Origin of the sequence: Nonomuraea sp. NPDC052634, from assembly GCF_040678535.1 — a bacterium.
GTDB lineage: Bacteria > Actinomycetota > Actinomycetes > Streptosporangiales > Streptosporangiaceae > Nonomuraea > Nonomuraea fastidiosa.
Window position 1 is genome coordinate 1 of sequence record NZ_JBFATY010000021.1, and the last position, 26,263, is coordinate 26,263.

The window sequence follows — 26,263 nt, forward strand, 5'->3', positions numbered from 1 at the left end:
CATCTGGATTCCACACACCCACATGATCACTGCGGTGGCCGTCTCACGTCTCAGCCTCGACCAGATCGAGATCTCGAAGTGCGGCTGGAGTACTAGCCTGCGTGCGGCCTACGAGGACGGGCCCGATCTTGCCCTCTACCACGTGGAGCTGGGCGGCTTCAGGGCGGCCCTGAACGCGACCCTCCTTGGCAAACCGCCCGCTTTTGGCTCACATCGCACATGAGAACGGCCCCTGGTGGCGCCAGAGGCCGTTCTTGTCGTCGCGATCTGCGATCGGATCAGCAGCGTGCTTTGATGGTGTCGATCGCGGCGCCGTAAGTTTCGATGTACCTGCCGCGATGGTGGGTCGGTTTCACCTCGCGCGGGGCCTGGTCCCCATCGCTGTCCACGAAACAACCGTATGCCTCGGAAACAAACGAACCGAGGTGATCTTGTAGATAGTCAGGGAGAGGGCCGTCTTTATCCTCTCCAGGAGTCCACTTCCACATCTTTCCCGTGAAGCCCTTACCGGGCCAGAGGCAGATGGCCCCTTCTGTGCAGGGCGGGTGCGGATTGATGCCGGTGTTTTGGTAAATGTGGGTCTCTTCGATCACATTGCCATCGCCGATGATGTTGCCGTTACCCGCCGCGTTACCTTGGCCGGCCACGCTACCCTGCGCTGCCATGTTCCCCTTGGGAACATCGCTGGCTATGGGGGCGGGGTTCCGGTTGGCCGTGGCTCCCCGCGTGGTGTTGGAAGGTTCGTCAAGTGTGTACAGAGCTGCGGAGGTGGAGCCGAGGGCCAGGACCGCCACGGCTCCTATCGAAACGGAGATGGCTCCGGCGCGCGTGGTGGCTTCATCGGCGGGGACGGATGAAGCCAGGAAGGAGCCGAAAACGACCCCTAGGATCGCATAGCCGATTGCCGGAATGAACCACAGAGAGGCCAGTTTGCTCTCGCCGAAGATCTTGCTGCAATTCACTGCCGTCATGACCGTGGCGAGAGCGATGATGAGGACGACAATCCATCGTTGATGCTGATTAAGGTGCACTTTCATGCGGCCATATTGTGGTGAGCAGCATGGGCGATCTGCGCCCCGCTGATCGAGACTTTGCCTTACCTTTATCTTGGGGTTGTGCTCATAAGGTGAGATCAAGCGCCGAACTGGAAAAGGCGCTCCTTGCAGTCGATTCCGAGCGAAAGCCGCCGTTGGCGGCGTCATTCGGGTGAGCGGTCGCCGGACGACTCGACGAGTTCGGCTTCGAGTGCTTCCGGCAGGGCAGCGTCGGTGATGACAGGTCGTCGCCCAGGTTGAGTATGCGTACCTCGCCGCGATCGAACACCAGCCGGATACCGACCTCCGTCTGGATGGCGGTCGATGATGCGGTGAACCGCCCGGACCGGTCGGCCGAGGAAGCGGCTCATCAGGAAGTCCGCCGGGGCGGGACCGACGATGACTTTGCCCCACTCGTCCATGTCGTAGGAGTCGTGTGGCTGATCGAGCCTCAGCTCGAGCGGGACGGCATGCCGCCATGATGTCACTAGACGTATCAGGTGCATTCTCGCTGCGGCCGGCAGGGGCGTTGGTCCCTGCTCAGCGGTTACGTGGTGTCGGGGTCATGGGGGCTTCCGGCCCTACTCGTACGTCCTCAGCTGGGGTCGGATGGCGGTTGGCTCGGGTACCCGGGCGCGGGTGTCCACGAGTCGAAGCCATACGATGACGCTGAGTAATGAAGCGAGGCGGGGTTCGATGACGGATGAGGTGGGTGGTCGGGCGAAGCTGATGCTGGGCCTGGCCACGGTGGGGTTCGCGGTCAACTTCTGGGCCTGGGCGCTGCTCAGTCCGCTCGGCCCGCGCTACAAGGAGCTGCTCGGGCTGTCGGCGCCGCAGCAGGCGTTGCTGGTCGCGGTGCCGGTGATCGTCGGGTCGCTGGGGCGGATTCCGGTGGGCGCGTTGACCGATCGGTACGGCGGGCGGGTGATGTTTCCGCTGGTGTCGGCGGTGACCATTGTGCCGGTGCTGTTCATCGGGCTCGCCGGGCAGGCGTCGTTCACGGCGTTGCTCATCGGCGGGTTCTTTCTGGGGGTCGCGGGTACGGCGTTCGCGATCGGGGTGCCGTTCGTCAACGCCTGGTTTCCGCCGCAGCGGCGCGGGTTCGCGGTCGGAATCTTCGGCGCGGGCATGGGCGGTACGGCCATCAGCGCGCTGACCACGGTGGGGCTGGTCGAGTGGGGCGGGGCGGCGGCGCCGTTCGTCATCACGGCGGTCGTGCTGGCGGTGTACGCGGTCGTCGCGTGGCTGCTGCTGCGGGATGCGCCGGGGCGCAGCGCCACAGTGCAGCCGCTGGTCAAGCGGCTGGCGGACACCGGGCGGCTGCCGATCACCTGGCAGGCGTGCCTGCTGTACGCGGTCGCGTTCGGCGGGTACGTCGCCTTCTCCGTCTACCTGCCGACCTACCTGGAGACCGAGTACGACCTGGAGCAGGCGGACGCCGCCTACCGGATGGCCGGGTTCGTGGTGCTCGCGGTCCTGGCGCGGCCGCTGGGCGGATGGCTGTCGGACCGGTTCGGCCCGGTACGGGTGCTGGCGGGGGTGTTCGCGGTGGTCGCGGTCATGGCGGCGGTCCAGGCGCTGACGCCGCCGCTGCTGCCGGTGGGCACGGTCGCGTTCCTGTCGATGGCGGCGGCGCTCGGCGCGGGCAGCGGGGCCACGTTCGCGCTGGTGGCGCAGGTGGCTCCGGCCGACAAGGTCGGATCGGTCACCGGGCTGGTGGGGGCGGCCGGCGGGCTGGGCGGGTTCGTGCCGCCGCTGGTCATGGGGTTCATCTACGGGCGGCTCGGTTCGTACGGGCTGGGCCTGGCGCTGCTGGCGGTCACCGCCGGGCTGGCGGTGGTTCTGACCCTGACCGCGGTGCGCAGTCTCGCGGTCCGGCACGCGTCCACGACCTGAGCGTCAAAGCGCCCCTCGTCGCCTCCAGGCCGTGGAGCACGTGATCGTCAGCGGGTCGGTTCCCAGCCGCGCCGGACCGCAGGCCGGCTCTCGTCCCTGCTGCGGTACACGATGTACGGCCGGGTGAGGTAGCCGAGGGGCGCGGTGAGCATGTGCACGAGCCGGGTGAACGGCCAGATCGCGAACAGCACCAGCGCGCTGAGCGCGTGCAGCTGGAACAGCGGGGGCGCGCCCGCCATCAGGTCGGGCCGCGGCTGGAACAGGAAGATGGACCGGAACCAGGGCGAGACGGTGGTGCGGTAGTCGTAGCCGCCGCCGACGAGGTTGGCGTGCACGGTGGCGGCCAGGCCGAGGGCGATGGTGAGCGCGAGCACCGCGTACATGAGCTTGTCGTTGCGGGTGGTGGCGGTGAAGACGGGGCCGACCGTGCGGCGGCGGTAGATGAGGATGGCCAGGCCGCCCACGGTGGCGATGCCCGCGATCGTGCCGAGCACGACGGCGAGCAGGTGATAAAGGCTCTCGCTGATACCCACAGCCTCGGTCCAGGTCTTCGGGATCACCAGGCCGCCGACGTGGCCCAGCGCCACGATGAGGATGCCGAAGTGGAACAGCGGACTGCCGATGCGCAGCAGCCGCGACTCGTACATCTGGGACGAGCGCGTCGTCCAGCCGAACTTGTCGTAGCGGTAGCGCCAGAGGTGGCCGAGCACGAACACGGTCAGCGCCACGTACGGCAGCACCACCCACAGCAGGACGCTCATCGGCCCGCCTCCATGATCGCGTAGGGTTCCAGTCCGACCGCCTCGGCGGGCGGGCCTTCGGCGGCGAGCCGCAGCGCGGCCTGCCGTTCGCGCGCGCCCGCCGGGGGCAGCGTGGCCAGCACGGCGGCCACCACGTCCGCGTACGGCGAGCCCTCCTCGCGCAGCGCCGCGTGCAGCACCTCCACGCCCGCCCGATGCTCCAGCAGCAGCCGCCGGGCCTCGCGTTCCGCGCCGCGCGCCCACAGCTCGCACACCACGGCCAGGTGATCGGGCAGCTCGCCGCCGTCGAGCTCGAACCCAGCCGCCTTCACCGCGTGCTGGAACCGCAGCAGCGCCGGACCGCGCCGGCGGGTGTCGCCGTACGCGTAGTAGGTGAGGTACGGGCAGCAGCGCCGCTTGAGGTCGAACGTCGCCACGTAGTGCGCCGCCAGCGCACGAAGGTCCGTGCCCGCCACATACGCAAGGAAGGCCGACAGCCGGTCGCGTGCCTCGCCGGACGGCAGCCAGGAGACGGCCTCGCGCAGCACGCCGAGCCCGTCGCGGAGCCGCTCGTCGGGATAGCCGAGCAGCACCGAGGCCACCATGTGGACGGTCCGCGCGCTCATTTCCTCCTCCTCCTCTTGGGGAACAGGCCGTCCGGGGTGCCCTTGCCGTCCCAGTTGAGCAGGTTCACCCGGCCGCGCAGCTCGTCGGCGTCGTCCAGGTCGTCGCCCTGCTGACGTTCGCGCAGGGCGTGGAAGCTCTCCACCGCGACCGGGGCGGGCCGCCCGGACGCCTCGCCGAAGGGGCCGTTCATGCCGGGGCCGCCCTCGTAGTCGAGGCTGCACCCCAGCTCCTCCAGCCCGGCGGCCTGCTCGGCGTGCGCCGTGGGAATGACGTACCGTTCGGCGTACGGGGCCAGCGCGAGCAGCCGGTGCATGCCCTCGACCTGCGCGCCGGTCATGCCGGCGGCGCGCGCGATCGACTCGTCGGGCTCCTGGCCGAGGTTGAGCCGTCGCATGTACGAGCGCATCGCGGCCAGCCTGCGCAGCACCGCGCGCACCGGAGCAGGGTCGCCGGCGGTGAACAGCTCGGCCAGGTAGCCCACCGGGATGCGCAGCGCGTCGATGGCGCCGAACAGGTTCCCTGCGTCCTCGCCGTCGTGCCCGGTGGCGGCGAGCACGTCCACGACGGGGGACAGCGGCGGGATGTACCAGACCATCGGCATCGTGCGGTACTCCGGATGCAGCGGCAGCGCCACCCCGTACTCGAAGATCAGCCGGTGGATCGGCGATTCGCGGGCGGCGTCCAGCCAGTCGTCGGGGATGCCGGAGTCGCGGGCGGCGGCGATGACGGCGGGGTCGCGCGGGTCGAGCAGCACACCCTTCTGCGCCTCGTACAGGTCGCGCTCGTCGGGCACGGAGGCGGCCTCGGCGACGCGGTCGGCGTCGTACAGCACCAGGCCGATGTAGCGCAGCCGCCCGACGCACGTCTCCGAGCAGACCGTGGGGATGCCGACCTCGACGCGCGGGAAGCAGAACGTGCACTTCTCCGCCTTGCCGGTGCGGTGGTTGAAGTACACCTTCTTGTACGGGCATCCGGTCACGCACATCCGCCACCCCCGGCAGCGGTCCTGATCGACCAGCACGATGCCGTCCTCCGACCGCTTGTACAGCGCCCCCGACGGGCAGGAGGCCACGCAGGACGGGTTGAGGCAGTGCTCGCAGATGCGCGGCAGGTAGAACATGAACGCCCGCTCGAACTCCAGCCTCACCTGCTCCGACACCTTGCGCAGCACCGGGTCGGGCGAGGGGTCGCCGGCCAGGTCGTCGTCCCAGTTCGCGCTCCAGCCGATCTTCATGGGCTTGCCGCTGATGAGCGAGCGGGGCCGCGCCACCGGGGTGTCGTCCTGGAGGGGAGCGGAGAAGAGCCGGTCGTAGTCGTACGTCCAGGGCTCGTAGTAGTCCTGGATGGACGGCATGAGCGGGTTCGCGAAGATCGTCAGGAGCTTTCTGAACCGGCCGCCGGCCTTGAGCGTGAGGCGGCCGCGCCGGTTCAGCTCCCAGCCGCCCTTCCACCGCTCCTGGTCCTGGTAGCGGCGGGGATAGCCCTGTCCTGGCCGGGTCTCGACGTTGTTGAACCAGACGTACTCGGTGCCCGCCCGGTTGGTCCACGCCTGCTTGCAGGTGACCGAGCAGGTGTGGCAGCCGATGCACTTGTCGAGGTTCATCACCATGGCGAGCTGTGCCATCACGCGCATCAGTAGTCGACCTCCTGGCCGCGGCGGCGGATCACGGTGATCTCGTCGCGCTGGTTGCCGGTCGGGCCCAGATAGTTGAAGGCGAAGCTGAGCTGGGCGTATCCGCCGATCAGATGGGTGGGCTTGACGAGGAGCCGGGTGAGCGAGTTGTGGATGCCGCCGCGCAGCCCGGACGTCTCGCTCTTGGGCACGTCCACCACGCGTTCCTGGGCGTGGTACATGTACACCGTGCCCTCCGGCATGCGGTGCGAGACCACCGCGCGGGCCACCACGACGCCGTTGCGGTTGACCGCCTCCACCCAGTCGTTGTCGCCGATGCCGGCCTTCGCGGCGTCGGCCGGGCTCATCCAGATCGTCGGCCCGCCCCGCGACAGCGTCAGCATGAGCAGGTTGTCCTGGTACTCGGAGTGGATGGACCACTTGGAATGCGGGGTCAGGTAGCGGACGACGACACCTTCGACGACGCCCTGCTCGCTTTGCTCGCCGAGCGGCGGCTCGCCGAAGAGCGCGGTCATGTTCAGCGGCGGCCGGTAGACGGGCAGCGCCTCGCCCGCCTCGTGCATCCAGTGGTGGTCGAGGTAGAAGTGCTGGCGGCCGGTGAGGGTGTGCCAGGGCTTGCGGTGCTCGACGTTGATGGTGAACGGCGCGTAGCGCCGCCCGCCGCTCTCGCTGCCCGACCACTCCGGCGAGGTGATCACCGGGACGGGTCTGGCCTGGGTGTCGGCGAACGTGATCTGCCGGTGCTCGTCGGCCAGCCCGTCGAACGACGTGCCGGTCCGCCGGGCCAGCGTGGCGAAGCCCTGGGCGGCCAGGCGGCCGTTGGTAGTGCCCGACAGCGCCAGGATGGCCTCGCACAGGTCGCGGTCGCGGGCCAGCGACGGGCGGCCGTTGGGTGCGGTGCCGGTCATGCGGGCCAGCCGGTCGATCTCGCCGGACACGTCGTACGTCAGGCCCTTGGTGGTCGCGCCGAGCCGCTCCAGCAGCGGGCCCAGCGAGGCCATCTTCTCCGCGACCGCCCCGTAGTCGCGCTCCACCACGACCACCTTGGGGAAGTCCCGGCCCGGCGTGGGCGGCCGGCCGGTGGCGCGCCAGTCATGGACCCGGCCGTGCGGGGTGGCCAGCTCGTCGGGGGTGTCGTGCAGCAGCGGCAGGGCCACCAGATCGTTGCGCGTGCCCAGGTGGGTGCGGGCCAGGTCGCTGAACGCGCGGGCGATGGCGTGGAAGGCGGCGAAGTCCGTACGGGTCTGCCAGGGCGGGTCGATGGCGGGGGTGAACGCGTGCACGAACGGGTGCATGTCGGTCGAGGACAGATCGTGCTTCTCGTACCAGGTGGCGGCCGGGAGCACGATGTCGGAGAACAGCGTCGTGGACGTCATCCGGAAGTCCAGCGACAGCAGCAGGTCCAGCTTGCCGCGCGGCGCCTCGTCCACCCACGCAACGTCGCCGGGGCGCCGGTCGGGCGGGGCTTCTTGGGCGCGTACGGCGGAGTCCGCGCCCAGCAGGTGCCGCAGGAAGTACTCGTTGCCCTTGGCCGAGGAGCCCAGCAGGTTCGCCCGCCACACCGTCAGCACGCGCGGCCAGTTGCCCGGCGCGTCGGGGTCCTCGCAGGCGAAGCCGAGCCGCCCGGCCGCGACCTCACCCGCCACGTACGCCGCCGGGCCGTCGCCGGCTGCGCCGGCCTCGTCGGCCAGGTCGAGCGGGTTGCGGTCGAACGTCGGATACGACGGCATCCAGCCGAGCCTGGCCGACTGCGCCAGCAGGTCGGCGGTGGCCTTCCCGGCGAACGCGCCGTCGGCGAGCGGCGAGGAGACGGCGTCGGCGCTGTAGGTGTCGTAGCGCCACTGGCAGGTGTGCAGGTACCAGTAGGCGGTGCCGATCATCTGCCGGGGCGGGCGCTGCCAGTCCAGCCCGAACGCGAGCTGCGCCCACCCGGTGATCGGCCGGCACTTCTCCTGCCCGACGTAGTGGGCCCAGCCGCCGCCGTTGACGCCCTGGCAGCCGGTCAGCGTGGTCAGCGCCAGCATGGCCCGGTAGATGGTGTCGGAGTGGAACCAGTGGTTGGTCCCCGCCCCCATGATGATCATCGAGCGGCCGCCCGACTGTTCGGCGTTCGCGGCGAACTCCCTGGCGATCCTGGCCGCCGCCCGCGCCGGCACGCCGGTGATCTGCTCCTGCCAGGCCGGCGTGTACGGCTCCGCCGCGTCCTCGTACCCCGACGGCCAGCGCCCCGGCAGCCCGTCGCGGGCCACGCCGTACTGGGCGAGCAGCAGGTCGTAGACCGTGGTGACGAGGTGGCCGCCGACCCGCCGTACCGGAACGCCCCGCTCCAGCACGCCGCCGCCGTCGTCGAAGCGGGGCAGCGCGACCGGCACCGCCTCGCCCCCGTAGACGCTCAGCAGCGGGTCCACGCCGTCCAGGTCGAGGTTCCAGCGGCCCTCACCCCGCTCGGAGTAGCGGAAGGCGAGCGAGCCGTTCGGCACGGCCGGCGCGCCGGTGCGCGCGTCCAGCAGCACCGTCGCGAACGCCCCCTCCGGCCGGTCCAGGTCGGCCGCGGTGAGGAACGTGTCCGGCACGTACGTCCCGCCGCGCTCGCGCAGCCTGACCAGGAACGGCAGGTCCGTGAAGCGCTTGACGTACTCGGTGAACGCGGGCGTGGCGCGGTCGGCGAAGAACTCCTTGAGGATCACGTGGCCCATCGCCATGGCCAGCGCGCCGTCCGTGCCGGGGCGCGGGGCCAGCCACTCGTCGGCGAACTTCGCGGCGTCGCTGTAGTCGGGCGCGAGCACCACCACCTTCTGCCCGCGGTAGCGCGCCTCGGCCATGTAGTGGGCGTCGGGTGTGCGGGTGACCGGCACGTTGGAGCCCCACAGCATCAGGTACGCCGCGTCCCACCAGTCGGCCGACTCCGGCACGTCCGTCTGGTCGCCGAACACCTGCGGCGAGGCCACCGGCAGGTCGGCGTACCAGTCGTAGAACGACAGCATCGCGCCGCCGATCAGCGAGATGAACCGGGCGCCGACCGCGTGCGAGGCCATCGACATGGCCGGGATCGGGGAGAAGCCCGCGATCCGGTCGGGTCCGTACGTCTTGATCGTGTGCACGTGCGCCGCCGCGATGATCTCGCACGCCTCGTCCCACGTGATCCGGACCAGCCCGCCCTTGCCCCGGACGGACTGGTAGCGGCGCCGCTTGTCCGGGTCGGAGGTGATCTCCGCCCACGCCGCGACCGGGTCGCCCAGCCGCGCCTTCGCCTCCCGGTACAGCTCGACCAGGACGCCGCGCGCGTACGGGTAGCGCACGCGGGTGGGGGAGTAGGTGTACCAGGAGAACGCCGCGCCCCTGGGGCAGCCGCGCGGCTCGTACTCCGGCCGGTCGCCGCCCACGCTCGGATAGTCGGTCTGCTGCGCCTCCCAGGTGATGATGCCGTCCTTGACGTACACCTTCCACGAGCACGAGCCGGTGCAGTTCACGCCGTGCGTGGAGCGGACCACCTTGTCATGGCTCCACCGGTCCCGGTAGAAGTCGTCCGCCTGCCTGCCGCCCACCTGGTAGAGGGCGCGGAGGTCCGGCGAGACCGTGCCCGGCCGCAGGTGGCGGCCCATCCGCAGCAGCGCGTCGCTGACCGGTCCATCCATCCCCGCCATGTCTTTCGCCCCTGCCGTCACCGATCCGACACGTTCCGTTACCTAGCCCGCCGGCGGCGGGAGAAACGTGGCTCGCCATCCTCGCGGATGCCTTTCTCCTCACCCTTGCCGATCAGGGCGGCGGGCACGGCGGCCGAAGGGCCTCCCGGTGGAGGACCAAGGTCCCTTCGGGCGGGGCCTGACGCCCCTGGGGAGCGGGCCGGGCCGTGCAGCAGCCTGACCGGCATGGACGTCCTTGATCTCTCCCGCTGGCAGTTCGGCGTCACGACCGTCTACCACTTCCTGTTCGTGCCCCTCACCATCGGGCTGTCGATCATCGTGGCCGGGCTGCAGACCGCCTGGCACCGGACGGGGAGACCGGAGTACCTGAAGCTGACCCGGTTCTGGGGCCGGCTCTTTCTCATCAACTTCGCGATGGGCGTGGTGACCGGCATCGTGCAGGAGTTCCAGTTCGGGATGAACTGGAGCGCCTACTCCAGGTTCGTCGGTGACGTGTTCGGAGCGCCGCTGGCCATGGAAGGGCTGCTGGCCTTCTTCCTGGAGTCCACCTTCCTCGGCCTGTGGATCTTCGGCTGGGACCGGCTGCCGCGCCGGGTGCACCTGGCCACGATCTGGCTGGCCGCCATCGGCACGAACATCTCGGCGTACTTCATCCTCGCCGCCAACTCCTGGATGCAGCATCCCGTCGGCTACCGGATCGCCGGTGGGCGGGCTGAACTGACCGACATCTGGGCGGTGCTCACCAACTCCACCACCCTGGTCACCTTCCCGCACGTCATCTTCGGCGCGTTCCTGACCGCGGCGGCCTTCGTGCTCGGTGTCAGCGCCTGGTTCCTGCTCCACAAACGCGACCAGCCGCTCTTTCGCACCTCCGCCAGGATGGCGCTCGTCGTCGCGCTCGTCTCGGCCGTGGGCGTGGCGTTCTCCGGCCACTGGCAGGCGCAGATCATGACCGAGCAGCAGCCGATGAAGATGGCCGCCGCCGAGGCGCTGTGGGAGGACGAGACGTCGGCCGGGTTCTCGCTGTTCGCGATCGGTGACGTGGAGAACGGCCGCAACCACGTCAACCTGCAGATCCCGTACGGCCTCAGCCTGCTGGCCACCGACAGCCTGGACGGCAAGGTCGAGGGGATCAATGACATCCAGGCCCGCTACCAGGCCCTTTACGGTCCCGGCGACTACCGGCCGGTCGTGGGCCTGGCGTACTGGTCGTTCCGCCTGATGATCGGGTTCGGTGCGCTGTCGGCGCTGCTCGCGGCCGCCGGGCTCTGGCTGACCCGGCGCGGCAGGCTCCCGTCAGGCCGCTGGGCCTACCGGCTGGCCATCGCCGGGATCGGGCTGCCCTTCCTGGCCAACACCCTGGGGTGGATCTTCACCGAGATGGGCCGCCAGCCGTGGACGGTCTTCGGCATCATGCGCACCGCCGCCGCGGTCTCGCCCACCGCGGACGTCACGTCGGTGGCCATCACGCTCGCCGGCTTCACCCTGGTCTACGCCGTGCTCGCGGCGATCGAGGTGCGGCTGCTGATCAAGTTCATCCGCATCGGGCCGGACGAGCAGGCAGAACAGGAAACCTCCGTCCCCGCACTCAGCTACTGACAAGGACATCACCGTCATGGAACTGACCACCGTCTGGTTCGTGCTGATCGCCGTGCTGTGGACCGGCTACTTCCTGCTGGAGGGCTTCGACTTCGGCGTCGGCGTGCTGCTGCCGTTCCTGAGCAGGGACGAGGCGGACCGGCGCGTCATCGTCCGCTCGATCGGGCCCGTCTGGGACGGCAACGAGGTGTGGCTGCTGGTGGCGGGCGGGGCGACGTTCGCCGCGTTCCCCGAGTGGTACGCCACCCTGTTCAGCGGCTTCTACCTGCCTTTGTTCCTCATCCTGCTGGCGCTCATCGCGCGTGGCGTGGCGCTGGAGTATCGCGGCAAGTCCGGCAGCCCGCGCGGCTGGGACCGGGCCTTCTTCTGGGGGTCGCTCGGCCCGGCCTTCCTGTGGGGCGTGGCGTTCGCCAACATCGTGCGCGGGGTGCCGCTGGACGCCCGCCACGAGTACACTGGCACCCTGTTCACCCTGCTCAACCCGTTCGCGCTGCTCGGCGGGCTCGCCACGCTGCTGCTGTGCACCTCGCACGGCGCGGTCTTCCTCGCCCTGCGCACCACCGGCGAGCTGCGTGCGGCCGCCTCGCGGGCGGCGAGGAGCCTGGCGCCGGCGACGATCGTGGTGGTGATGGCGTTCCTGCTCACCATCGGCGGACCGCGGCCCGTCCTGGAGGGCGCCTGGTGGGCGGCGGTGGCGCTGGCGGCGCTCGGCCTGCTGGGCGCGACGGCGGCGACGCTGCGCGGCCGCGACGGCTGGGCCTTCACCGCGAGCGCGGTCGCCGTGGTCGCGGTGGTGGCCGGCCTGTTCGTCAGGTTGTTCCCGAACGTGCTGCCCGCGCTCGACCCGACCAACAGCCTGACCGTGACCAACGCCGCCTCCACGCCGTACACGCTCACGGTGATGACCTGGGTGGCGGCCATCTTCACGCCCGTGGTGCTGGCCTACCAGGCGTGGACGTACTGGGTCTTCCGCCGCCGGCTCACCGGGCCGCCCGCCGGCTCCCGGTGAGAAGGCCCCCTCTCCCGGGGAACCACGGCGTCTGACCCGAGCCGGCGGCGCGGCGGTCACGCCGGCGGAACCCGGTCAGTCCTTGCGGCCGGCGCGCAGCCGCGCCGCCAGCGCGGCCGCCTGCGTGCGGCGCTGCATGTCGAGCTTGGACAGCAGGTTCGACACGTAGTTCTTCACGGTCTTCTCGGCGAGGAACATGCGCTCGCCGATCTGCCGATTGGTGAGCCCCTCGCCGATGAGGTCGAGGATGTGGCGCTCCTGCTCGGTCAGCGCGGCGAGCGGGTCCTTCTTGGCGGCCTGGTCGCGCAGCCGCTGCAGCATGGCGGCCGTCGTCTGCGGGTCGAGCAGCGACTGTCCCGACGCCACCGTACGGACCGCGCCCACCAGGTCGGAGCCGTGGATCTGCTTGAGCACGTAACCGGCGGCCCCGGCCATCACCGCGTCGAACAGCGCGTCGTCGTCGGCGAACGACGTCAGCATCAGGCACGCCAGCCCCGGCACCCGCGAGCGCACCTCGCGGCAGACGTCCACGCCGCTGCCGTCGGGCAGCCGGACGTCCAGGATCGCCACGTCGGGCCTGAGCGCGGGGATGCGCGCGATCGCGGACTCGGCCGTGCCCGCCTCGCCGACCACCTCGATGTCGTCCTCCGAGTCCAGCAGCGCCGCGACACCCCGGCGGACGACCTCGTGATCGTCGAGGAGGAACACACGAATCATGGAAGTGACGCTACCCAACCGGCGACCCGGGTCAAAGGACGAAGGTCCCGAGTCGGACCGGCGAAGGTCCCCCGCGGTCGCGACGTGGCCTCCGTGCCGGCGCGGGCGATCACCCCCACGGGCCGCCCGCTCACCTGCGCCGGCCTCCTACGCCGCCAGGACCTTGGTCTTGGCGCGCTCGTACTCCTCCGGCGTGAGGTCCCCGTGGTTCTTGAGATCGGCCAGCCGCGCGAGCTCATCGGCCTGGCCGGTGGCCGTCCGCCGTCCGGCGGCCTCGTAGTAGCGGGCCTCGCGTTCGATCGCCGCGGCGGCCTCGCGGCGGCCCATCCCCTTGCCGCGCACGATCAGGTAGAGGAGGACGCCCACCAGCGGCAGGACGATGACCAGAATCGACCAGCCCGCCTTGGCCCAGCCGTTCACGGTGTCGTCGCGGAAGAGGTCCACGATGACGCGGAAGACCAGCATCAGCCAGACGACCCAGAGGAAGAACCACATCATGGTGAGGAAGATGTTCAGCAGCGGATAGTCGTCCATGTCAGCCGTCCCTCCTATGGGGCCGAGCCCGACGGGAGCGGCCTGCCCCCGTCGTCATTGGGCCGCCGAGCCCCCGGCCCGGCGGTTGTACATCGTCAAGGCCCAGATGACCAGGACGTTCAGCACGATGATCAGCACGCTCCAGAGCGGGTAGTAGGGCAGGAACAGGAAGTTCGCCACGGCGCTCAGCACGGCGAGCACGATGCCCACGGCGCGCCCCCACGCCTGGGCGGCGAACACGGCCAGGCCGGCCAGGAAGATGAGGACGCCGATGGCGAGGTGGACCCAGCCCCACGCGGTCAGGTCCCATTTGAAGACATAGTCTCCGCGGAAGACGTACACGTCGTTCCGGAAGATGGCGGCGATTCCGGAGAGCGCGCCGAACAGCCCGCTCAGCACCATCATGCTTCCGGCGAAGTAGGCCAGTCCCACCACCCAGCCGGACGGGCGATGACCGGTTGTCGTTGAGGACATCTCGACTCCTCGTCCTCGGGCACGCGCGATGAACGCACGGACGCCGTCCAGCTACCCGCAGGCCGACCACCAAACCAGCAACGATTCCCGGATCGGCGAGGGTCCGTCGCCGATCACAACCGCGCGATCGCGGCCTCGAGGAACCGGTCGCGCCGGCGGGTGACGTGAGGGCTGTGGCCCTCGGTCGGCGTGTTGAGCGCGGCCACGGCGTCCCAGTACGGGACGTCCTCGGCCCGCGTGCCGGTGGCACGTTCCCAGCCCGCCAGCACATAGGCGGGCGCGTCGTCGTCGTACAGGATCGCGGCCTGCTTGCGCAGCTCGCCGAGATCCACGCCGGGATCGCCGACGCCGGCCGTCTTCCAGTCGATCAGCGCGCGCACCCCGCTGCCGGCGAGCACCGTGTTGCCGGGCCACACATCGCCGTGCACGAAGACGTTCGGCGTGGCCGGAAGCTTGATCGCCTGGACGCGTTCGTCGGCTTTCTGCAGCAGCGCCGTGGTCGGCATCCTGCCCTCCCGGCGGTCCCGGGCGAAGTCGTCGACCGCGATGGGGCGCGGCCGGAACGGAAGATCCGGCTGCGGATCGAGGGCGACCGCGTGCACGCGGGCGAGCGCCGCGCCCGCCGCCAGGAGCAGCTCAGGGGAGACCGTCGCGGGCCATGCGCTGGTCCCGGATATGACGGTCTCCAAGGTCGCCGGTACCCCGGCCGCGCGGCCGTCGAGATCGGCCGCGAGCAGACGCGGAGCCGTCAGCCCGTGCTTCTCGGCGACGAGCAGCGCCGCCGCGTTCGTCGCTATGAGCTCCGGCCCGATGCGGCTGCTCGGCGCCCGCAGCACCACCGATGACGTCGCCCCGCCAGGGGCTGCCAGATCGACCCACCAGGGGCTCTCCCCGTCGTGCAGGGACCTTACCGCCCCGATCCGATCACCGAGCCGATCCTCGACCCACGCGCGCAGCGGCTCCGCCGGACCTGAGCCGCGCCTGTCATCCTTCCCCCACTGCACAAACGTGATCCGGATCCGGCCCGGTGTCAAGGCGCAGGGGGTTATGCCCCGCCCCAAACGGGCAGGTCGGCGACGTCGTCGTGCTTCCAGCTCAGCTCGTCGCGCACGGCCACGACGCCGTCGATGTTCTCGGCCAGGCGGACGGCGGTCATGGCCTGGCTGCGCTCCTCGTACATGCCGGTCAGGGTGACGACGGCGTCCCGCACGGCGACGCCCGCCTGGCCCTGCAGGGCCTCGCGTACCTCGCGCTCGATGTCCTCGTCGGGACGCAGGAACACCTTGATCAGGTCGCGGCGGCTGACGATGCCGGCCAGGCGGCCGTCCGCGTCCACGACGGGCAGCCGCTTGACGCCGTGCCGGTCCATCAGCCGGGCGGCCGACACCACGGGCGCGTCCGGGGTGGTGACGTGGGCGGGGCCGGTCATCAGCTCGCCCGCGGTCTCGCCCCGCGCCTTGCGCAGGCCGCTGCCCTCGCTGCCGGCCGCGTGGCGGATGCGGGCGCGCAGCGGCGGACGGTAGTCGTCGCCGTAGTAGCGCTGCTTGAACTCCTCCTTGGCCAGCAGGTCGGCCTCGGACACGACGCCGAGCACGCGGCCCTCGCCGTCCACCACGGGAACGCCGCTGACGCCCCGCTCGATGAGCAGCTCGGCGACCTTGTGGAAGGAGTCGGTCTCGCGGACGGCGGCCACGTCGGTGGTCATCACGTTCCCGACCAGAGCGGTCATGGCGACCTCCTGATGTGCTTGACCCGGACGATGCCGGGGACGGTGCGGGCGAGCACGTCGGCGATCTTGTCGGCGTGCTCGTGGGGCGGGCCGCTCAGCTCGGCGACGCCGTCGCGCACGGTGACGTCCCAGCCCGGCCCGAACGGATACTGCTCGCGCAGCGCGTCGACGACGTCCCGGCGCAGGTCGTCGTCGGAACGGGCCAGCATCGCCATGAGGTCGCGCCGGCTCACCATGCCGACGACCCGGCCGCCCTCGACCACGGGCAGGCTCTTGATCCGCTCGCCCACCATGAGGCCGATGGCGGCGGTGACGTCCGTCGCCGGCGTGACCGTGACCGGCCGCCGGGTCATCACCTCCAGGACGCGGCGGGGCGGCGGCTCACCGGCCGCCGGCACCGGACGCAGGGCGGCGCGGGGATCGGGCTCGAACTCCCCGCGCAGCAGGTCCAGCTCGCTGACCACGCCCACCAGGCGGCCGGACTCGTCCACGACCGGGGCGGCGGTGATGTCGTTGCCGTACAGGACGCGGATGGCCCGCCGCACCGGGTCGGCGCGGTGGACGGTGACGGCCGGGCTGGTCATGACCTCGCGTACGAGCATGACGGTCACCTGCCCACCCAGGCCGCGTCATCCTGCCTCCAGGACAGCTTGTCGACGACGTCGACCACGCCGTTGACCCGGGCGGCCATGCGCGCGGCGATCGCGGCCTCCGTCCGGCGCTCCATCCGGCCCGACAGTGTCACCACGCCCCGCTCCACCTCGACCCGGACGCCGTCGGTGTTCACCCACAGGGTCTTGTCGAGCACCTCGTCGCGGATCTCGCGGGCGATGTCCTCGTCCGGCCGCAGGAACACCTTCACCAGGTCGCGGCGGCTGACGATGCCGGCGAGACGGCCGTCGTAGTCGACGACCGCGAGCCGCTTGACGTCCCGCTCGTCCATCAGCCGGGCGGCTTCCACCGTGGTCGAGGCCGGGGTGATGGTGACGGCGGGGCTGGTCATCAGCTCGGCCGCGGTGTCGCCCTCTGCCTTCCGCCTGCCCTTGGGGTGGCGCAGCCGGGCGCGCAGCGGTGGCCGGTAGCCCTCGCGGTAGAACTGCTCCCGGAACTCCTCCTTGCGCAGCAGGTCGGCTTCCGACACCATGCCGAGCACGCGCCGGTCGTCGCCGACGACCGGCACCGCGCTCACGCCGGCCTGGATGAGCGTCTCGGCGACCTCCTTGAACGGCGTGTCGGCGGACACCGCGACGACCTTCTCCGTCATCACGTCCGCCACGGTCATGCGCATGTCGTCCTCCCTCGTCGGCCCACCTCCATCACATGCCGTACGGGCTGCGCCGCGCAGAGTCGAAGGTCCCGGCCCGGCCGGACGATGGTCAGCCGTGTGCGTGATGTGCGCGGGCGACGTGACCCGGACCTTCTCAGCGCCGTCCGCTCGCGGCGGATCTCCACCCCAGGGTGGAGATCGCGCGATCGCCACCGCGTACGGCTCGTAAGGCCTGGTGGCGGTCAGGCGTCCCAGGTGACGGGGAGGCTCTTGACGCCGCGGATGTCCGAGGTCTCCGGGCGCAGCGGGACCTCGTTCTCCGGTACGGCCAGGCGCAGCGTGGGGAAGCGGGCGAGCAGCGCGGGGAGCGCGACACGCATCTCGACGCGGGCGAGCTGCTGGCCGAGGCACTGGTGGACGCCGTGGCTGAAGGCCAGGTGGCCGCCGTCCCGCCGGTGCAGGTCGAGCCTATGGGGGTCGGGGAAGCGTTCGGGGTCGCGGTTGGCGGTGGCGAGCGACAGGATGACGGTGGTGCCGGCCGGGACGGTGTGGCCCGCGATCTCCACATCCTCCAGCGCGACCCGGTAGAACTGCTTGGCCACGGACAGGTACCGCAGCAGCTCCTCCACCGCCTGGTCGATGAGGGCGGGGTCGGCGCGCAGGGCGGCGAGCTGGTCCGGGTTGCGCAGCAGCGCGAACGTGCCGAGCGACAGCATGTTGGCGGTGGTGTCGAAACCGGCCGACAGCAGGATCAGGGCCATGCCCTGCAGCTCCTCGTCGGTCAGGTCGGTGTCGAGCAGGTCGCTGAGCACGTCGTCGGTGGGGTGGGCGCGCTTGGCGGCGACCAGTTCGGCGAGGTACTGCCGGGTCGCGACGTACGCGGCGATCAGCTTCTCGTCACTCGCCTCGCCGCCGAGGAAGATGTCGATGTTCTCCTGGAAGCGGTCCCGGTCGGCGTAGGGCACGCCCAGTAGCTCGCAGATGACCATGGCCGGGACGGGCTTGGCGAACGCGGTCACCAGGTCGGCCGGCGGGCCCGCCTGTTCCATGGCGTTCAGGTGTTCGGCGGTGATCTGCTCCACGCGTTCGGTGAGCAGCCGCATCCTGCGTACGGTGAACTTGCCGGCCAGGGGCTTGCGGTAGCGGCCGTGCTGCGGCTCGTCCATGAGCAGGAACTCGCCGGGCGGTGCCGGAGGGACCTCGATGTCGCCGTAGTCGACGGTCGGGTGGTGGCGCATGAGCTCCTTGCGGGAGCTGAAGCGGGGGTCGGCGAGGATCGCGCGGGCCAGGTCGAAGCCGGTGACGACCAGGCCCTCGTGGCCGTCGGCGAAGGTGAGCCGGCTGACCGGGCCATGCGTGCGGGCCGCGATCAGTCCGGCGGGCGGGTCGAACGGGCAGCCCGGCGGGGGCTCGGCGGGCATGGTGGTGAGGACGTGCGGGGATGCGGTCACGGTCATCCTTAGGGGAATCGGGGGCGTGGCTACTTGGTGATGCTAAGTACTGGTAGAAAGTAACACTGACTACCGGTACCTAGCAACGCTGAATAGTCCAATCGATCCCGGACGCGCCTGCCAGATCGCTTTATGCCCGTAATATCGAGTCATGACTCAGGGGCACCCGGAACCCGTCCGCCGCGACCAGTGGCGCGTCTCGCACGACGAGCGCGAAGCGGTGGTGGAACGGCTGAACAACGCCGCCGCCGAGGGCCGGCTCGACCTCGACGAACTGGACGTGCGCCTGAGCAAGGCGTTGACCGCCAAGACGTACGCCGACCTCGACGCCCTCACCGCCGACCTGCCGCCGGACGTAAGGGTGAACCAGGAGCCGCTGGTCCTCAGCGGCGGCATGCACGGCGAGACGCGTACCGGCCGCTGGGACGTGCCGCCCCGCATCATCGCGTACGGCGGCATGGGCTCCGTCAAGCTCGACTTCACCCAGGTCGAGAGCCGCCTGCCCGAGATCGCCATCGAGGCGCACGGCGAAATGGGCGGCGTCACGATCGTCATCCCCGACGACTGGGGCACGGAGACGTCCGGCATGAGCTCCGGGCTCGGCGGCTTCCGCGACAAGACCACCCCCGAACGGCAGCCCAGGACGCCGCTCGTCCGCCTGTCCGGCAACGGCGGCGCCGGGGGAGTGGTCGTCCGCCATCCCAACAGCTGGGAACGCCGCAAGCTGCGCCGCCTCCAAGAACGGCGCTGACGTCCCTCAGTGCTGCTCGGCGGGTGCCGGACGGCTGCTCTGGTGGGCCAGGAGGCGCAGCGCGTCGGCGGAGCCCGGGTCGTTCGGCGTATAGACCTCGAGCCGGTGGTCGGGGCTGTCGGGCTGGAGCCAGACCTGGTATGTGACGTTGGCGGCACCGACGGTGGGATGCCGCAGGTCAAGGGTGCCGACGGTGCAGTCGGCGACCTCCCCGATCGCCCACATCGTGGCGAACTCGGAGCTGCGCATGGTCAGCTCGCCGATCAGCCGCGCCAGGCGGGCGTCCGTGGGGAAGCGCCCGGCGGTGAGCCGGAGGTAGGCGACGTGGATGCGGGCCAGCTCGTCCCAGTTGCGGTGCAGGTCGCGGGTGAACGGGTCGAGGAAGAACATCCGCGGCATCGACGGGCGGCGCGCCGGATCCCGCGGGGCGTCGTACGGGACGTGCTCGGCCATGAGCGCGTGCCCGGTGCGGTTCCAGGCGAGCACGTCGCCCCGGCGGCCCAGGACGATCGCCGGCATCGCCTCGCCCAGCGACTCCAGCAGCGCGATGACCCTCGGGTGCGGCTGCTCCTCGGGAGGCTCTGACAGGCCGGAGGCGGAGGGCTGCCTGGCGAGGTTGTGGAGGTGCACGGTCTCGATCGGATCGAGCTGTAGCACCCGCGCGATGGCGTCGAGCACCTGCTTGGACGCGGTCTCCGCCAGGCCCTGCTCCAGGCGGGTGTAGTAGCCGACGCTCACGCCCGCGAGCTGCGCCAGCTCTTCGCGCCGCAGGCCCGGCACGCGGCGCGTGGTGCCGTAGGTGCGCAGCCCGGCCATGGCCGGTGTCACCTGGTCGCGCCGCCGCTTGAGGAACGTTCCGAGACTCTCCACACCAGCGATCGTAGGCGGAGGAATCGCCCTCGTGGGTGTACCTGTCAGGTGCACCCACAGCAGGGAGATGGCTGTGCGGGCCGCTCCCGGCGGACAGTGCGGGCCATGACCACACAGCATGTGCACTCGTCACCGGGGCTGCGGGCCTGGCTCGGCCTCACGGTGATCCTCGGACCCGTCCTGCTGGTCTCCATGGACGGATCCATCCTCTTCCTGGCGATGCCCCGGATCAGCCAGGACCTGACGCCGACCGCCGGCCAGGCCCTGTGGATCCTCGACGTCTACGGCTTCGCCGTCGGCTCCCTGCTGATCGCGTTCGGCAACCTCGGCGACCGGTATGGCCGGCTCAAACTCCTCATGATCGGCACCACGGTCTTCGGCATCGGCTCGGCGGCGGCCGCCTTCGCGCCGAGCGCCGAACTGCTGATCGTGGCCCGCGCGCTGATGGGCGTGGCGGGCGCGACCCTGCTGCCGTCGGCCCTGGCGGTGCTGAGCGAGTTGTTCACCGACCCGCGGCGGCGGGCACAGGCCATCGGCATCTTCGCCGCGGCGTTCGCGGCCGGGTTCGCCATCGGGCCGATCGCGGGCGGCGTGCTGCTGGAGCGGTTCTGGTGGGGCTCGGTGTTCCTGATCAACCTGCCCGTCACCGCCCTGTTCCTGATCTTCGCGCCCGCCCTGCTGCGCGAGGTGCGCGCGACGAGTCCGGGCCGGATCGACGTGCCGAGCGTCGTGACCTCCGCGATCGGGCTGCTACTTGTGATCTACGCCGTAAAGCGCGTGGCCGCTGACGGCCCGTCCGGCGGCGCGGCCGTCGCCGGTGCCGCGGGGCTGGTACTGCTGGCGTGGTTCGCCCGCAGGCAACGGCACCTCGCGCATCCCCTGATGGACTTCTCGCTCTTCCGCGACCGCGTCTTCACGCTGGCGATCGTCACCGGTCTGGTGCCGCTGGCGGCCTGGTCGGCGAGCGCGTACCTGGCGGGCGTCTACCTCCAGTCCGTCCTCGGCCTGCCGGTGCTGAACGCGGCGCTGCTCGCCGTCCCCGGCGCCGCCGTGCTCACCGTGACCTGCGTCGTCACGCCCCACGTCGTCGATCGCATCGGCAAGCGGGCCGCACTCGTCGCCTGCCACTTCTCCATCGCGGCCGGCCTGCTGCTCCTGCTGCCCACCGCCATCACGGGAGGGATCGGCTGGTACGTCGCCTCCACGGTCGTCGCCGGCGTCGGCTACGGCATCTGCTTCAGCGTCGTCGCCGACACCGCCGTGGACGCCGTACCCGTCGAGCGGGCCGGCTCGGCGGGGGCGATCGCGGAGACCAGCAACGAGATCGGCAACGCGCTCGGCATCGCGCTCCTCGGCTCGCTCGCCGCCCTCGTCTTCCGCCTGCAGGGGCCGGACCTCGCCCCCACCCTCGACGAGACCCTGCAGCTTCCGGACCTCACGCCGGTGCTCGCCGCCGAGGCCAAGACGGCGTTCGTCACCGGCCTGCACGCGGCCGCCGCCGCGGCCGCCGTCCTGCACGTCGTGCTCGGAGCCCTGGCCCTGCGCTGGCTCAGGAACGGCGGCTCACGTGCACACCGTCAGCAGGAGAACCCGAACCCGCCGGCTCAGTAGCCGTCGTGCGTCCGGCCGCCTGCTACGGGGTCGAGTCGCCGGTGTCTCCTGGACGGGCGTCGTCCTCGTCGGAGGCCGGTTCCTCATCGAGCGGCTCGTCTCCGGGGACATCGTCGGCCGGCTCGGGTGGCGTGGGCTCGAAGAGGGAGCCCGGCGGCTCGGGCGGGTCGGAGGGCGCGAAGGGCGGCGTCCAGGCGGCGGTCGCCTCAGGGTCGGCGTCGGGGTCCTGCGCGGATGCGTCAGCCTCGGGGCGCTGCTGTTCCGCGTCGGGCTTGGCGCCATCCCGCTCTTCGAGCTCGATCATGTTCTCGAGGGCCTCGATGAGCTGCCGCGTGAACGGGTTGTCCTCCTGAACGGGCGGCCTGACGGGCAGCGGGTTCGGGCTCGGGGCCGGAGCCGGAGCCGGGGGAACGAGGTCGACGGGCTCCGCGTGGTCCACGGCGGCGAGGCGGGCCCGGCGGGACCTGGCCACGAGCACCGCGAACACGGTCAGCAGGGCCGCCACGAGCAGCAGGGCCGAGGTGACCATCGCCGTGGTGGAGAAGTCCCGCTGCTGGCTGGACGCCGCGGTGTTGATGTGCGTCGGTGCGGCGGTGGTGGCCGTGGTGCCGGCGCCCGACGGCGTGGTTGCGGCGGCCTCCTCCTCGTCGGCGGCGTCATCCGGCGCGGCTGAGGTCACCGTCGACTTCGAGGACGAGTTCGCGGTGTCCTCCTCCTCCTCCTCCGCTGCTGAAGTGCTGGCGGACGATTCCGCTTCGTCGCTGGAGGAAGCGGCCTCTGACGGCTCCGACGTCGTCGCGGTCTCCTCGGGGGCTGGGGACTCGGTCTCAGCGGGTGCCTGCGACTCCGCGGGCGGCGGCTCTGACGCTGTGGCGGTCTCCGTGGGGGATGGCGATGCGGATGCCGTGGCGGTTTCCGTGGGCGAGGGCGATGCGGATGTCGTTGGGGTGGCCGAGGGAGACTCGGTGGGGGCGGGCGACTCCGACACGGTGGGGGTCGGGGTGGCCGACGGCGTCTCGGTGGACGTCGGTGTGTCGGAGGTAGGGGTGGCGGTGGGTTCGCCTGGCGTCGCGGTGGGGGTGGCGGTGGGTTCGCCCGATGTCGCGGTGGGGGTGGCGGTGGGTTCGCCTGGCGTCGCGGTGGGCGTGGCCGTCGGGGGGTGCGATGGCGACGCGGTCTCGTGCGGCGGCGTGGTCTCCTGCGGCGGTGCCGTTTCGTGCGGAGGAGCGCTGTGGTGGGGCGGGGTGCCGTCGTGCGTGGGCGCGTCCTGAGCGTGGGTCGGCTCCGGCGCGGGACGGGTTTTCACAGGTGACGGGCCGCCATCGTCGTGGCGGGAGTCGCCGTCATGAGATCCGTGCCGGTCCGGGCCGCCTTGGCCGGTGCCGTCCCGGCCGACACCGTCTCGGCCGACACCGTCTCGGCCGACACCGTCCCGGCCGACACCGTCCCGGCCGATGCCGCCGTGGCCGAAGCCGTCCCGGTCCGGGCCGGACGGGAACGACGGCTCGTTCCGGAAACCGTGGCCGAACTCCTGAGAGTCCCGGCCCTTCCCGTGAGAGCCCTGATACCTCCCTTGACCGTCCTGGGAGCCGTCCATGCCGGTACGCGGCCCGTCATGCGGGTCGCCCGGTGAGCCCGCGTGGCCATCGGGGGCCTGCCGAGCGGTGATCTCCGCGTCGTTCTGAGAGGACTTCTGGATGTCTGGCGTCATGGCAGTGGGGGACCTCCCGGGACCATTCCGGACGAAACCATTCAGACCATGATGAAGAGGATCATGAACGGCTTAAGGGGATAAACCGGAAGCCTGTGGGTGGAGCGAGCGTACATGAAGTTCTTGCAGGTCACACGCTCGGGAAGACGCGATCGACGGCGCTGCGGAGAGAGAAGCCCAAGCCGGAGAGGCACTGCCGCTGCTCAGGCCGACCCGAATGACGGAGAAAGATCTACCAAAGCCCCGCTGGTACGACGGCCGGCGCGACCCCGTGGGCCTCGGCTTCCCACGCATCCGGCCATGCATCCCACGACTCCGGCAAACCCCTTCACGGCCGCGAGCCGCGCTCATAGCCTCCCCGGCATGAGCGCCCCAACGTCGACAGCCGACCGCCGGCACCTCGTCCTCCGCCGCTGGCCCGCCGCGCTGGGAGTGGCGGTCGCGATCCTCTCCCTGGCGACCGGCGGCGACCGCGAAAGCCTGGCCATCACGCTGTCCGCCGCCGTCGGGTGCTACCTCGCCGCAGCGGCGCTGGGCAGGCCGTGGACCGTGTGGCCGGCCGTCCTCGGCGCGAGCCTGGTCGTCGTCATCGGCGAGCTGATCGGGATCGCCTGGTGGGCCGGCCTCGGCGGTACGTCCGCCGTCCTCGTCATCGTCGGCCTCGCCCTGCGGGCGCCGCGATCGGCGCTGCTCGCCCAGGCCTTCGCCGTGGCCGGGTTCGGCTGCGCCGTCGCGATCTCCGTTCTCGTCACACCTCGGGTGGGCTTGGTCGTGGCCGGGCTCGCGCTCGCGAGCCACGCGGTCTGGGACGCGATCCACCTTCGCCGCAGGCTGGTCGTCGCCCCGTCGCTGGCCGAAGCCTGCATGTTCCTGGACGTGCCCCTGGGCCTCGGAGCCATCGTCCTCGCGTTCGCGGGCTGAGCCGGGGACCGGTCAGGGCGCGTTCCGCCGGCCGGCGAGCCGGAAGCGGTGCCGGTAGGCGGACGGCGAGACGCCGAGAACGCGCAGGAACGCCCGCCGCATCGTCTCATCCGAGCCGAACCCGCAGGACCGCGCGACGGCGGGCACCGGGTCGTCGCCGGACTCCAGGAGTGCCTGTGCGGCCTCGACCCGGACGCGTTCGACGAACTGGCCGCACGTCATCGCGAGCTCGCGCCGGAACAGCCGGCTCAGCTGGCGCTCGCTCACCGCGAGCTTGGCCGCCATCGTCGGGAGGCGGTGGTCACCGGCCGGATCAGCGGCCACGAGGTCCAGCGCGCGGCGCAGGGTCGCGCTGCGCGGACCGGCCATGGCGTCGCGGGCGCGGAACTGCGACTGGCCGCCGGGCCGCTGCAGGAACACGACCAGGTACTTCGCGACCGCGCGCGCCCGGTCCTCGCCCCGGTCCTCGCCGACGAGCGCGAGCGCGACGTCGATCCCGGCGGTCACCCCGGCGGACGTGACGATCGGGCCGTCCCGTACGTAGATGGCGTCGGGTTCCACGCGTACCTGGGGAAACGCCTCCGCCAGCGCCGCGCAGGCCAGCCAGTGGGTCGTGGCCCGCCGCCCGTCGAGCAGCCCCGCCCGCGCGAGGACGAACGCTCCTGTGCACACGGAGACCACCCGCCGCGCGCGGGCCGCCACCCGTCGTACGGCGTCCACCAGCTCGGGCGGCACGCGGGCGAACTCGTCCCGGGGGTATCCCGGCACGACCAGGGTGTCCACGTCGCCGTCCAGCGCGCCGAGCGCGAGGTCGACGCTGAGCGAGATGCCGACGTCGGTGCGGACGGGCCGTCCGTCCACCGAGGCCAGCCGCACCCGGTAGCCCCCGGCGCTGCCGAACACCTGGACGGGCCCGGCGACATCGAGCAGCAGCACGCCGTCCGACACGGCGAAGACGACATCGCTCATGGGGGAGGCCGTCAGCCGATGGAGCCGCTGAGCTCGCTGCTGCCGCCGCCGCCCGAACCGGCGCTCGAACTCATCGAGGTCGCGCGGCCGTCGACATAGGCAACCGCTGTCATGGAGCCGTCGGTCAGGCGCTTGACGGTCAGGCGCCAGGTGTCCTTGCCGGGCGCGTCGAGCGTGATGTCCTTGCGCCAGGGGAGCGTCACCTGGGGTTCGGTCGTGGACTTGCCGTTGATCACGTATGTGAGAGAGTACGTTCCTTCGCCTTGGAGGTCGAGGGTGAGCGTGTGAGGCTCGTCGCCGGCGCACGCGGCCGCCAGCAGGAGGGTGGCGGCCGGGATCAGCGGGCGCGCCCGTCTACCTAAGGTGGTCACGCGATCACTCAACCATGAGGATCGCCCGGCCGCCAGCGGAAATCGGCCGCCAAGACAGAACGGTCGATCCACTAGGATGGCAGCATGCGTACCGACACCGAAGGCCGGCCGTCCGAAGCGCGGTCCCGGCTCCTCGAAACGGCCACCCGGCTCTTCTACGGGGAGGGCATCCACGCCGTCGGCATCGATCGCATCGTCAACGAGGCGCAGGTCACCCGTGCCACCCTCTACCGGCACTTCCCCGGCAAGGAGGAGCTGGTCCTCGCCTACCTGAGCGGGGTCGACAAGGCCATGCGGGCCCCGGCCGAGGAGGCCCAGGCGGCCGGGCTGCCGCCCGCCGAGGCGATCCTGGCCATCAGCCGTTCCATCGCCGAGGGCATCCAGTCGCAGGGCTTCCGCGGCTGCGCTTTCCTCAACGCCGCCGCCGAATATCCCGACCCCGAGTCGCCGGTGCGCAAGGCCGTGATCGCCCACCGCCAGTGGTTCCTCGACACGATCACGGACCTGCTCGCTCAGATCCGCCACGACGGTGCCGAGCCCGCCGCGCGCCACTACGTGATGCTGCGCGACGGCGCGATGGCGGCCGGCTGCCTGTTCGACCCCGAGCTGGTCAGCGAGACGTTCCTGCACGGGGTCGAACGGCTGCTGGAGGTCTACACCGCCACCGGCGACGCCGCCGCGGCGGGCGGCTGACGCGACGCCCTC

Annotated in this window: 27 protein-coding genes; 10 read left to right on the top strand and 17 right to left on the bottom strand. The window is 71.2% G+C overall.

Annotation, left to right across the window (positions count from 1 at the left end):
* On the top strand, positions 1-223 hold a 223-nt coding region (locus tag AB0K67_RS39815; protein WP_364070643.1), incomplete at its 5' end, for a hypothetical protein.
* 55 nt (positions 224-278) lie between these two features.
* On the opposite strand, the gene AB0K67_RS39820 is transcribed toward AB0K67_RS39815, so the two are convergent.
* Positions 279-1,037 carry a peptidase inhibitor family I36 protein gene (locus tag AB0K67_RS39820; protein ID WP_364070646.1) on the bottom strand — a complete coding sequence of 253 codons (759 nt, stop codon included), beginning with the start codon at positions 1,035-1,037 and terminating at the stop codon, positions 279-281.
* 693 nt (positions 1,038-1,730) lie between these two features.
* Between AB0K67_RS39820 and AB0K67_RS39825 the strand changes: the two genes are divergently transcribed.
* Positions 1,731-2,930 (top strand): MFS transporter, encoded by a 1,200-nt coding sequence (locus tag AB0K67_RS39825; RefSeq protein ID WP_364070649.1) that lies wholly within the window; start codon positions 1,731-1,733, stop codon positions 2,928-2,930.
* 47 nt (positions 2,931-2,977) lie between these two features.
* On the opposite strand, the gene narI is transcribed toward AB0K67_RS39825, so the two are convergent.
* From narI to AB0K67_RS39845, 4 genes are read right to left on the bottom strand one after another with little or no spacing between them, the layout of a single operon-like run.
* Entirely contained in the window at positions 2,978-3,691 is a 714-nt protein-coding gene (narI, locus tag AB0K67_RS39830; protein ID WP_364070651.1) for a respiratory nitrate reductase subunit gamma, read from the bottom strand.
* The gene (gene narJ, locus AB0K67_RS39835; RefSeq protein WP_364070653.1) at positions 3,688-4,296 is read right to left on the bottom strand and encodes a nitrate reductase molybdenum cofactor assembly chaperone; all 609 of its coding nucleotides are present in this window, start codon (positions 4,294-4,296) and stop codon (positions 3,688-3,690) included. Before narJ ends, narI begins: the two co-directional genes overlap by 4 nt.
* On the bottom strand, positions 4,293-5,930 hold the full coding sequence (gene narH / locus AB0K67_RS39840) for a nitrate reductase subunit beta (protein ID WP_364070655.1): 1,638 nt from the start codon (positions 5,928-5,930) through the stop codon (positions 4,293-4,295). Before narH ends, narJ begins: the two co-directional genes overlap by 4 nt.
* Positions 5,930-9,574 (bottom strand): nitrate reductase subunit alpha, encoded by a 3,645-nt coding sequence (locus AB0K67_RS39845; RefSeq protein WP_364070658.1) that lies wholly within the window; start codon positions 9,572-9,574, stop codon positions 5,930-5,932. The genes narH and AB0K67_RS39845 overlap by 1 nt, the downstream gene beginning before the upstream one ends.
* A gap of 225 nt (positions 9,575-9,799) precedes the next feature.
* On the opposite strand from AB0K67_RS39845, the gene AB0K67_RS39850 reads away from it, so the two are divergent.
* Positions 9,800-11,173, top strand: a complete 1,374-nt coding sequence (locus AB0K67_RS39850; protein WP_364070661.1) for a cytochrome ubiquinol oxidase subunit I — start codon at positions 9,800-9,802, stop codon at positions 11,171-11,173.
* 16 nt (positions 11,174-11,189) lie between these two features.
* Entirely contained in the window at positions 11,190-12,182 is a 993-nt protein-coding gene (cydB, locus tag AB0K67_RS39855) for a cytochrome d ubiquinol oxidase subunit II (protein ID WP_364070664.1), read from the top strand.
* Between the two features lie 75 nt (positions 12,183-12,257).
* Here the strand turns inward: cydB and AB0K67_RS39860 are convergent, their stop codons facing one another.
* The 8 genes from AB0K67_RS39860 to AB0K67_RS39895 form a co-directional block, all read right to left on the bottom strand.
* Positions 12,258-12,899: a response regulator transcription factor gene (locus AB0K67_RS39860; protein ID WP_364070666.1), complete on the bottom strand. Its 642-nt coding sequence runs from the start codon at positions 12,897-12,899 to the stop codon at positions 12,258-12,260.
* Between the two features lie 147 nt (positions 12,900-13,046).
* Entirely contained in the window at positions 13,047-13,433 is a 387-nt protein-coding gene (locus AB0K67_RS39865; RefSeq protein WP_364070668.1) for an SHOCT domain-containing protein, read from the bottom strand.
* Positions 13,434-13,487: 54 nt separating this feature from the next.
* Positions 13,488-13,907, bottom strand: coding sequence for a hypothetical protein (locus tag AB0K67_RS39870; RefSeq protein ID WP_364070671.1), 420 nt, complete (start codon positions 13,905-13,907; stop codon positions 13,488-13,490).
* Positions 13,908-14,020: 113 nt separating this feature from the next.
* Complete coding sequence (locus AB0K67_RS39875) at positions 14,021-14,911, bottom strand: phosphotransferase (RefSeq protein ID WP_364070674.1); 891 nt, start codon at positions 14,909-14,911, stop codon at positions 14,021-14,023.
* A gap of 41 nt (positions 14,912-14,952) precedes the next feature.
* Positions 14,953-15,636 carry a CBS domain-containing protein gene (locus tag AB0K67_RS39880; RefSeq protein ID WP_364070676.1) on the bottom strand — a complete coding sequence of 228 codons (684 nt, stop codon included), beginning with the start codon at positions 15,634-15,636 and terminating at the stop codon, positions 14,953-14,955.
* Positions 15,633-16,238 carry a CBS domain-containing protein gene (locus tag AB0K67_RS39885; protein WP_364070794.1) on the bottom strand — a complete coding sequence of 202 codons (606 nt, stop codon included), beginning with the start codon at positions 16,236-16,238 and terminating at the stop codon, positions 15,633-15,635. Before AB0K67_RS39885 ends, AB0K67_RS39880 begins: the two co-directional genes overlap by 4 nt.
* A 5-nt stretch (positions 16,239-16,243) precedes the next feature.
* Positions 16,244-16,924, bottom strand: coding sequence for a CBS domain-containing protein (locus tag AB0K67_RS39890; protein ID WP_364070678.1), 681 nt, complete (start codon positions 16,922-16,924; stop codon positions 16,244-16,246).
* 221 nt (positions 16,925-17,145) lie between these two features.
* Positions 17,146-18,354 (bottom strand): cytochrome P450, encoded by a 1,209-nt coding sequence (locus AB0K67_RS39895; protein WP_364070680.1) that lies wholly within the window; start codon positions 18,352-18,354, stop codon positions 17,146-17,148.
* 151 nt (positions 18,355-18,505) lie between these two features.
* Between AB0K67_RS39895 and AB0K67_RS39900 the strand changes: the two genes are divergently transcribed.
* Positions 18,506-19,105: a DUF1707 domain-containing protein gene (locus AB0K67_RS39900; protein WP_364070683.1), complete on the top strand. Its 600-nt coding sequence runs from the start codon at positions 18,506-18,508 to the stop codon at positions 19,103-19,105.
* Positions 19,106-19,111: 6 nt separating this feature from the next.
* Here AB0K67_RS39900 and AB0K67_RS39905 read toward each other — a convergent pair whose 3' ends face one another.
* Entirely contained in the window at positions 19,112-19,975 is an 864-nt protein-coding gene (locus AB0K67_RS39905) for a helix-turn-helix transcriptional regulator (RefSeq protein ID WP_364070686.1), read from the bottom strand.
* 105 nt (positions 19,976-20,080) lie between these two features.
* Here AB0K67_RS39905 and AB0K67_RS39910 point away from each other — a divergent pair, with 105 nt between their 5' ends.
* Entirely contained in the window at positions 20,081-21,586 is a 1,506-nt protein-coding gene (locus AB0K67_RS39910; protein WP_364070688.1) for an MFS transporter, read from the top strand.
* A 22-nt stretch (positions 21,587-21,608) separates the two neighbouring features.
* Here the strand turns inward: AB0K67_RS39910 and AB0K67_RS39915 are convergent, their stop codons facing one another.
* Positions 21,609-22,115 carry a hypothetical protein gene (locus AB0K67_RS39915; protein WP_364070690.1) on the bottom strand — a complete coding sequence of 169 codons (507 nt, stop codon included), beginning with the start codon at positions 22,113-22,115 and terminating at the stop codon, positions 21,609-21,611.
* On the opposite strand from AB0K67_RS39915, the gene AB0K67_RS39920 reads away from it, so the two are divergent.
* The 3 genes from AB0K67_RS39920 (at position 22,108) to AB0K67_RS39930 (ending at position 24,218) form a co-directional block, all read left to right on the top strand.
* Positions 22,108-22,857, top strand: a complete 750-nt coding sequence (locus tag AB0K67_RS39920) for a hypothetical protein (RefSeq protein ID WP_364070693.1) — start codon at positions 22,108-22,110, stop codon at positions 22,855-22,857. The genes AB0K67_RS39915 and AB0K67_RS39920 overlap by 8 nt on opposite strands.
* Before the next feature lie 74 nt (positions 22,858-22,931).
* Positions 22,932-23,219 (top strand): hypothetical protein, encoded by a 288-nt coding sequence (locus tag AB0K67_RS39925; protein ID WP_364070695.1) that lies wholly within the window; start codon positions 22,932-22,934, stop codon positions 23,217-23,219.
* Positions 23,220-23,660: 441 nt separating this feature from the next.
* The gene (locus AB0K67_RS39930; RefSeq protein ID WP_364070698.1) at positions 23,661-24,218 is read left to right on the top strand and encodes a hypothetical protein; all 558 of its coding nucleotides are present in this window, start codon (positions 23,661-23,663) and stop codon (positions 24,216-24,218) included.
* Between the two features lie 12 nt (positions 24,219-24,230).
* Here the strand turns inward: AB0K67_RS39930 and AB0K67_RS39935 are convergent, their stop codons facing one another.
* Positions 24,231-25,187, bottom strand: coding sequence for a DJ-1/PfpI family protein (locus AB0K67_RS39935; RefSeq protein WP_364070699.1), 957 nt, complete (start codon positions 25,185-25,187; stop codon positions 24,231-24,233).
* 11 nt (positions 25,188-25,198) lie between these two features.
* Entirely contained in the window at positions 25,199-25,423 is a 225-nt protein-coding gene (locus tag AB0K67_RS39940) for a hypothetical protein (protein ID WP_364070701.1), read from the bottom strand.
* A gap of 219 nt (positions 25,424-25,642) precedes the next feature.
* Between AB0K67_RS39940 and AB0K67_RS39945 the strand changes: the two genes are divergently transcribed.
* Positions 25,643-26,251, top strand: coding sequence for a helix-turn-helix domain-containing protein (locus AB0K67_RS39945; RefSeq protein WP_364070703.1), 609 nt, complete (start codon positions 25,643-25,645; stop codon positions 26,249-26,251).
* The last annotated feature ends 12 nt before the right edge of the window (positions 26,252-26,263 follow it).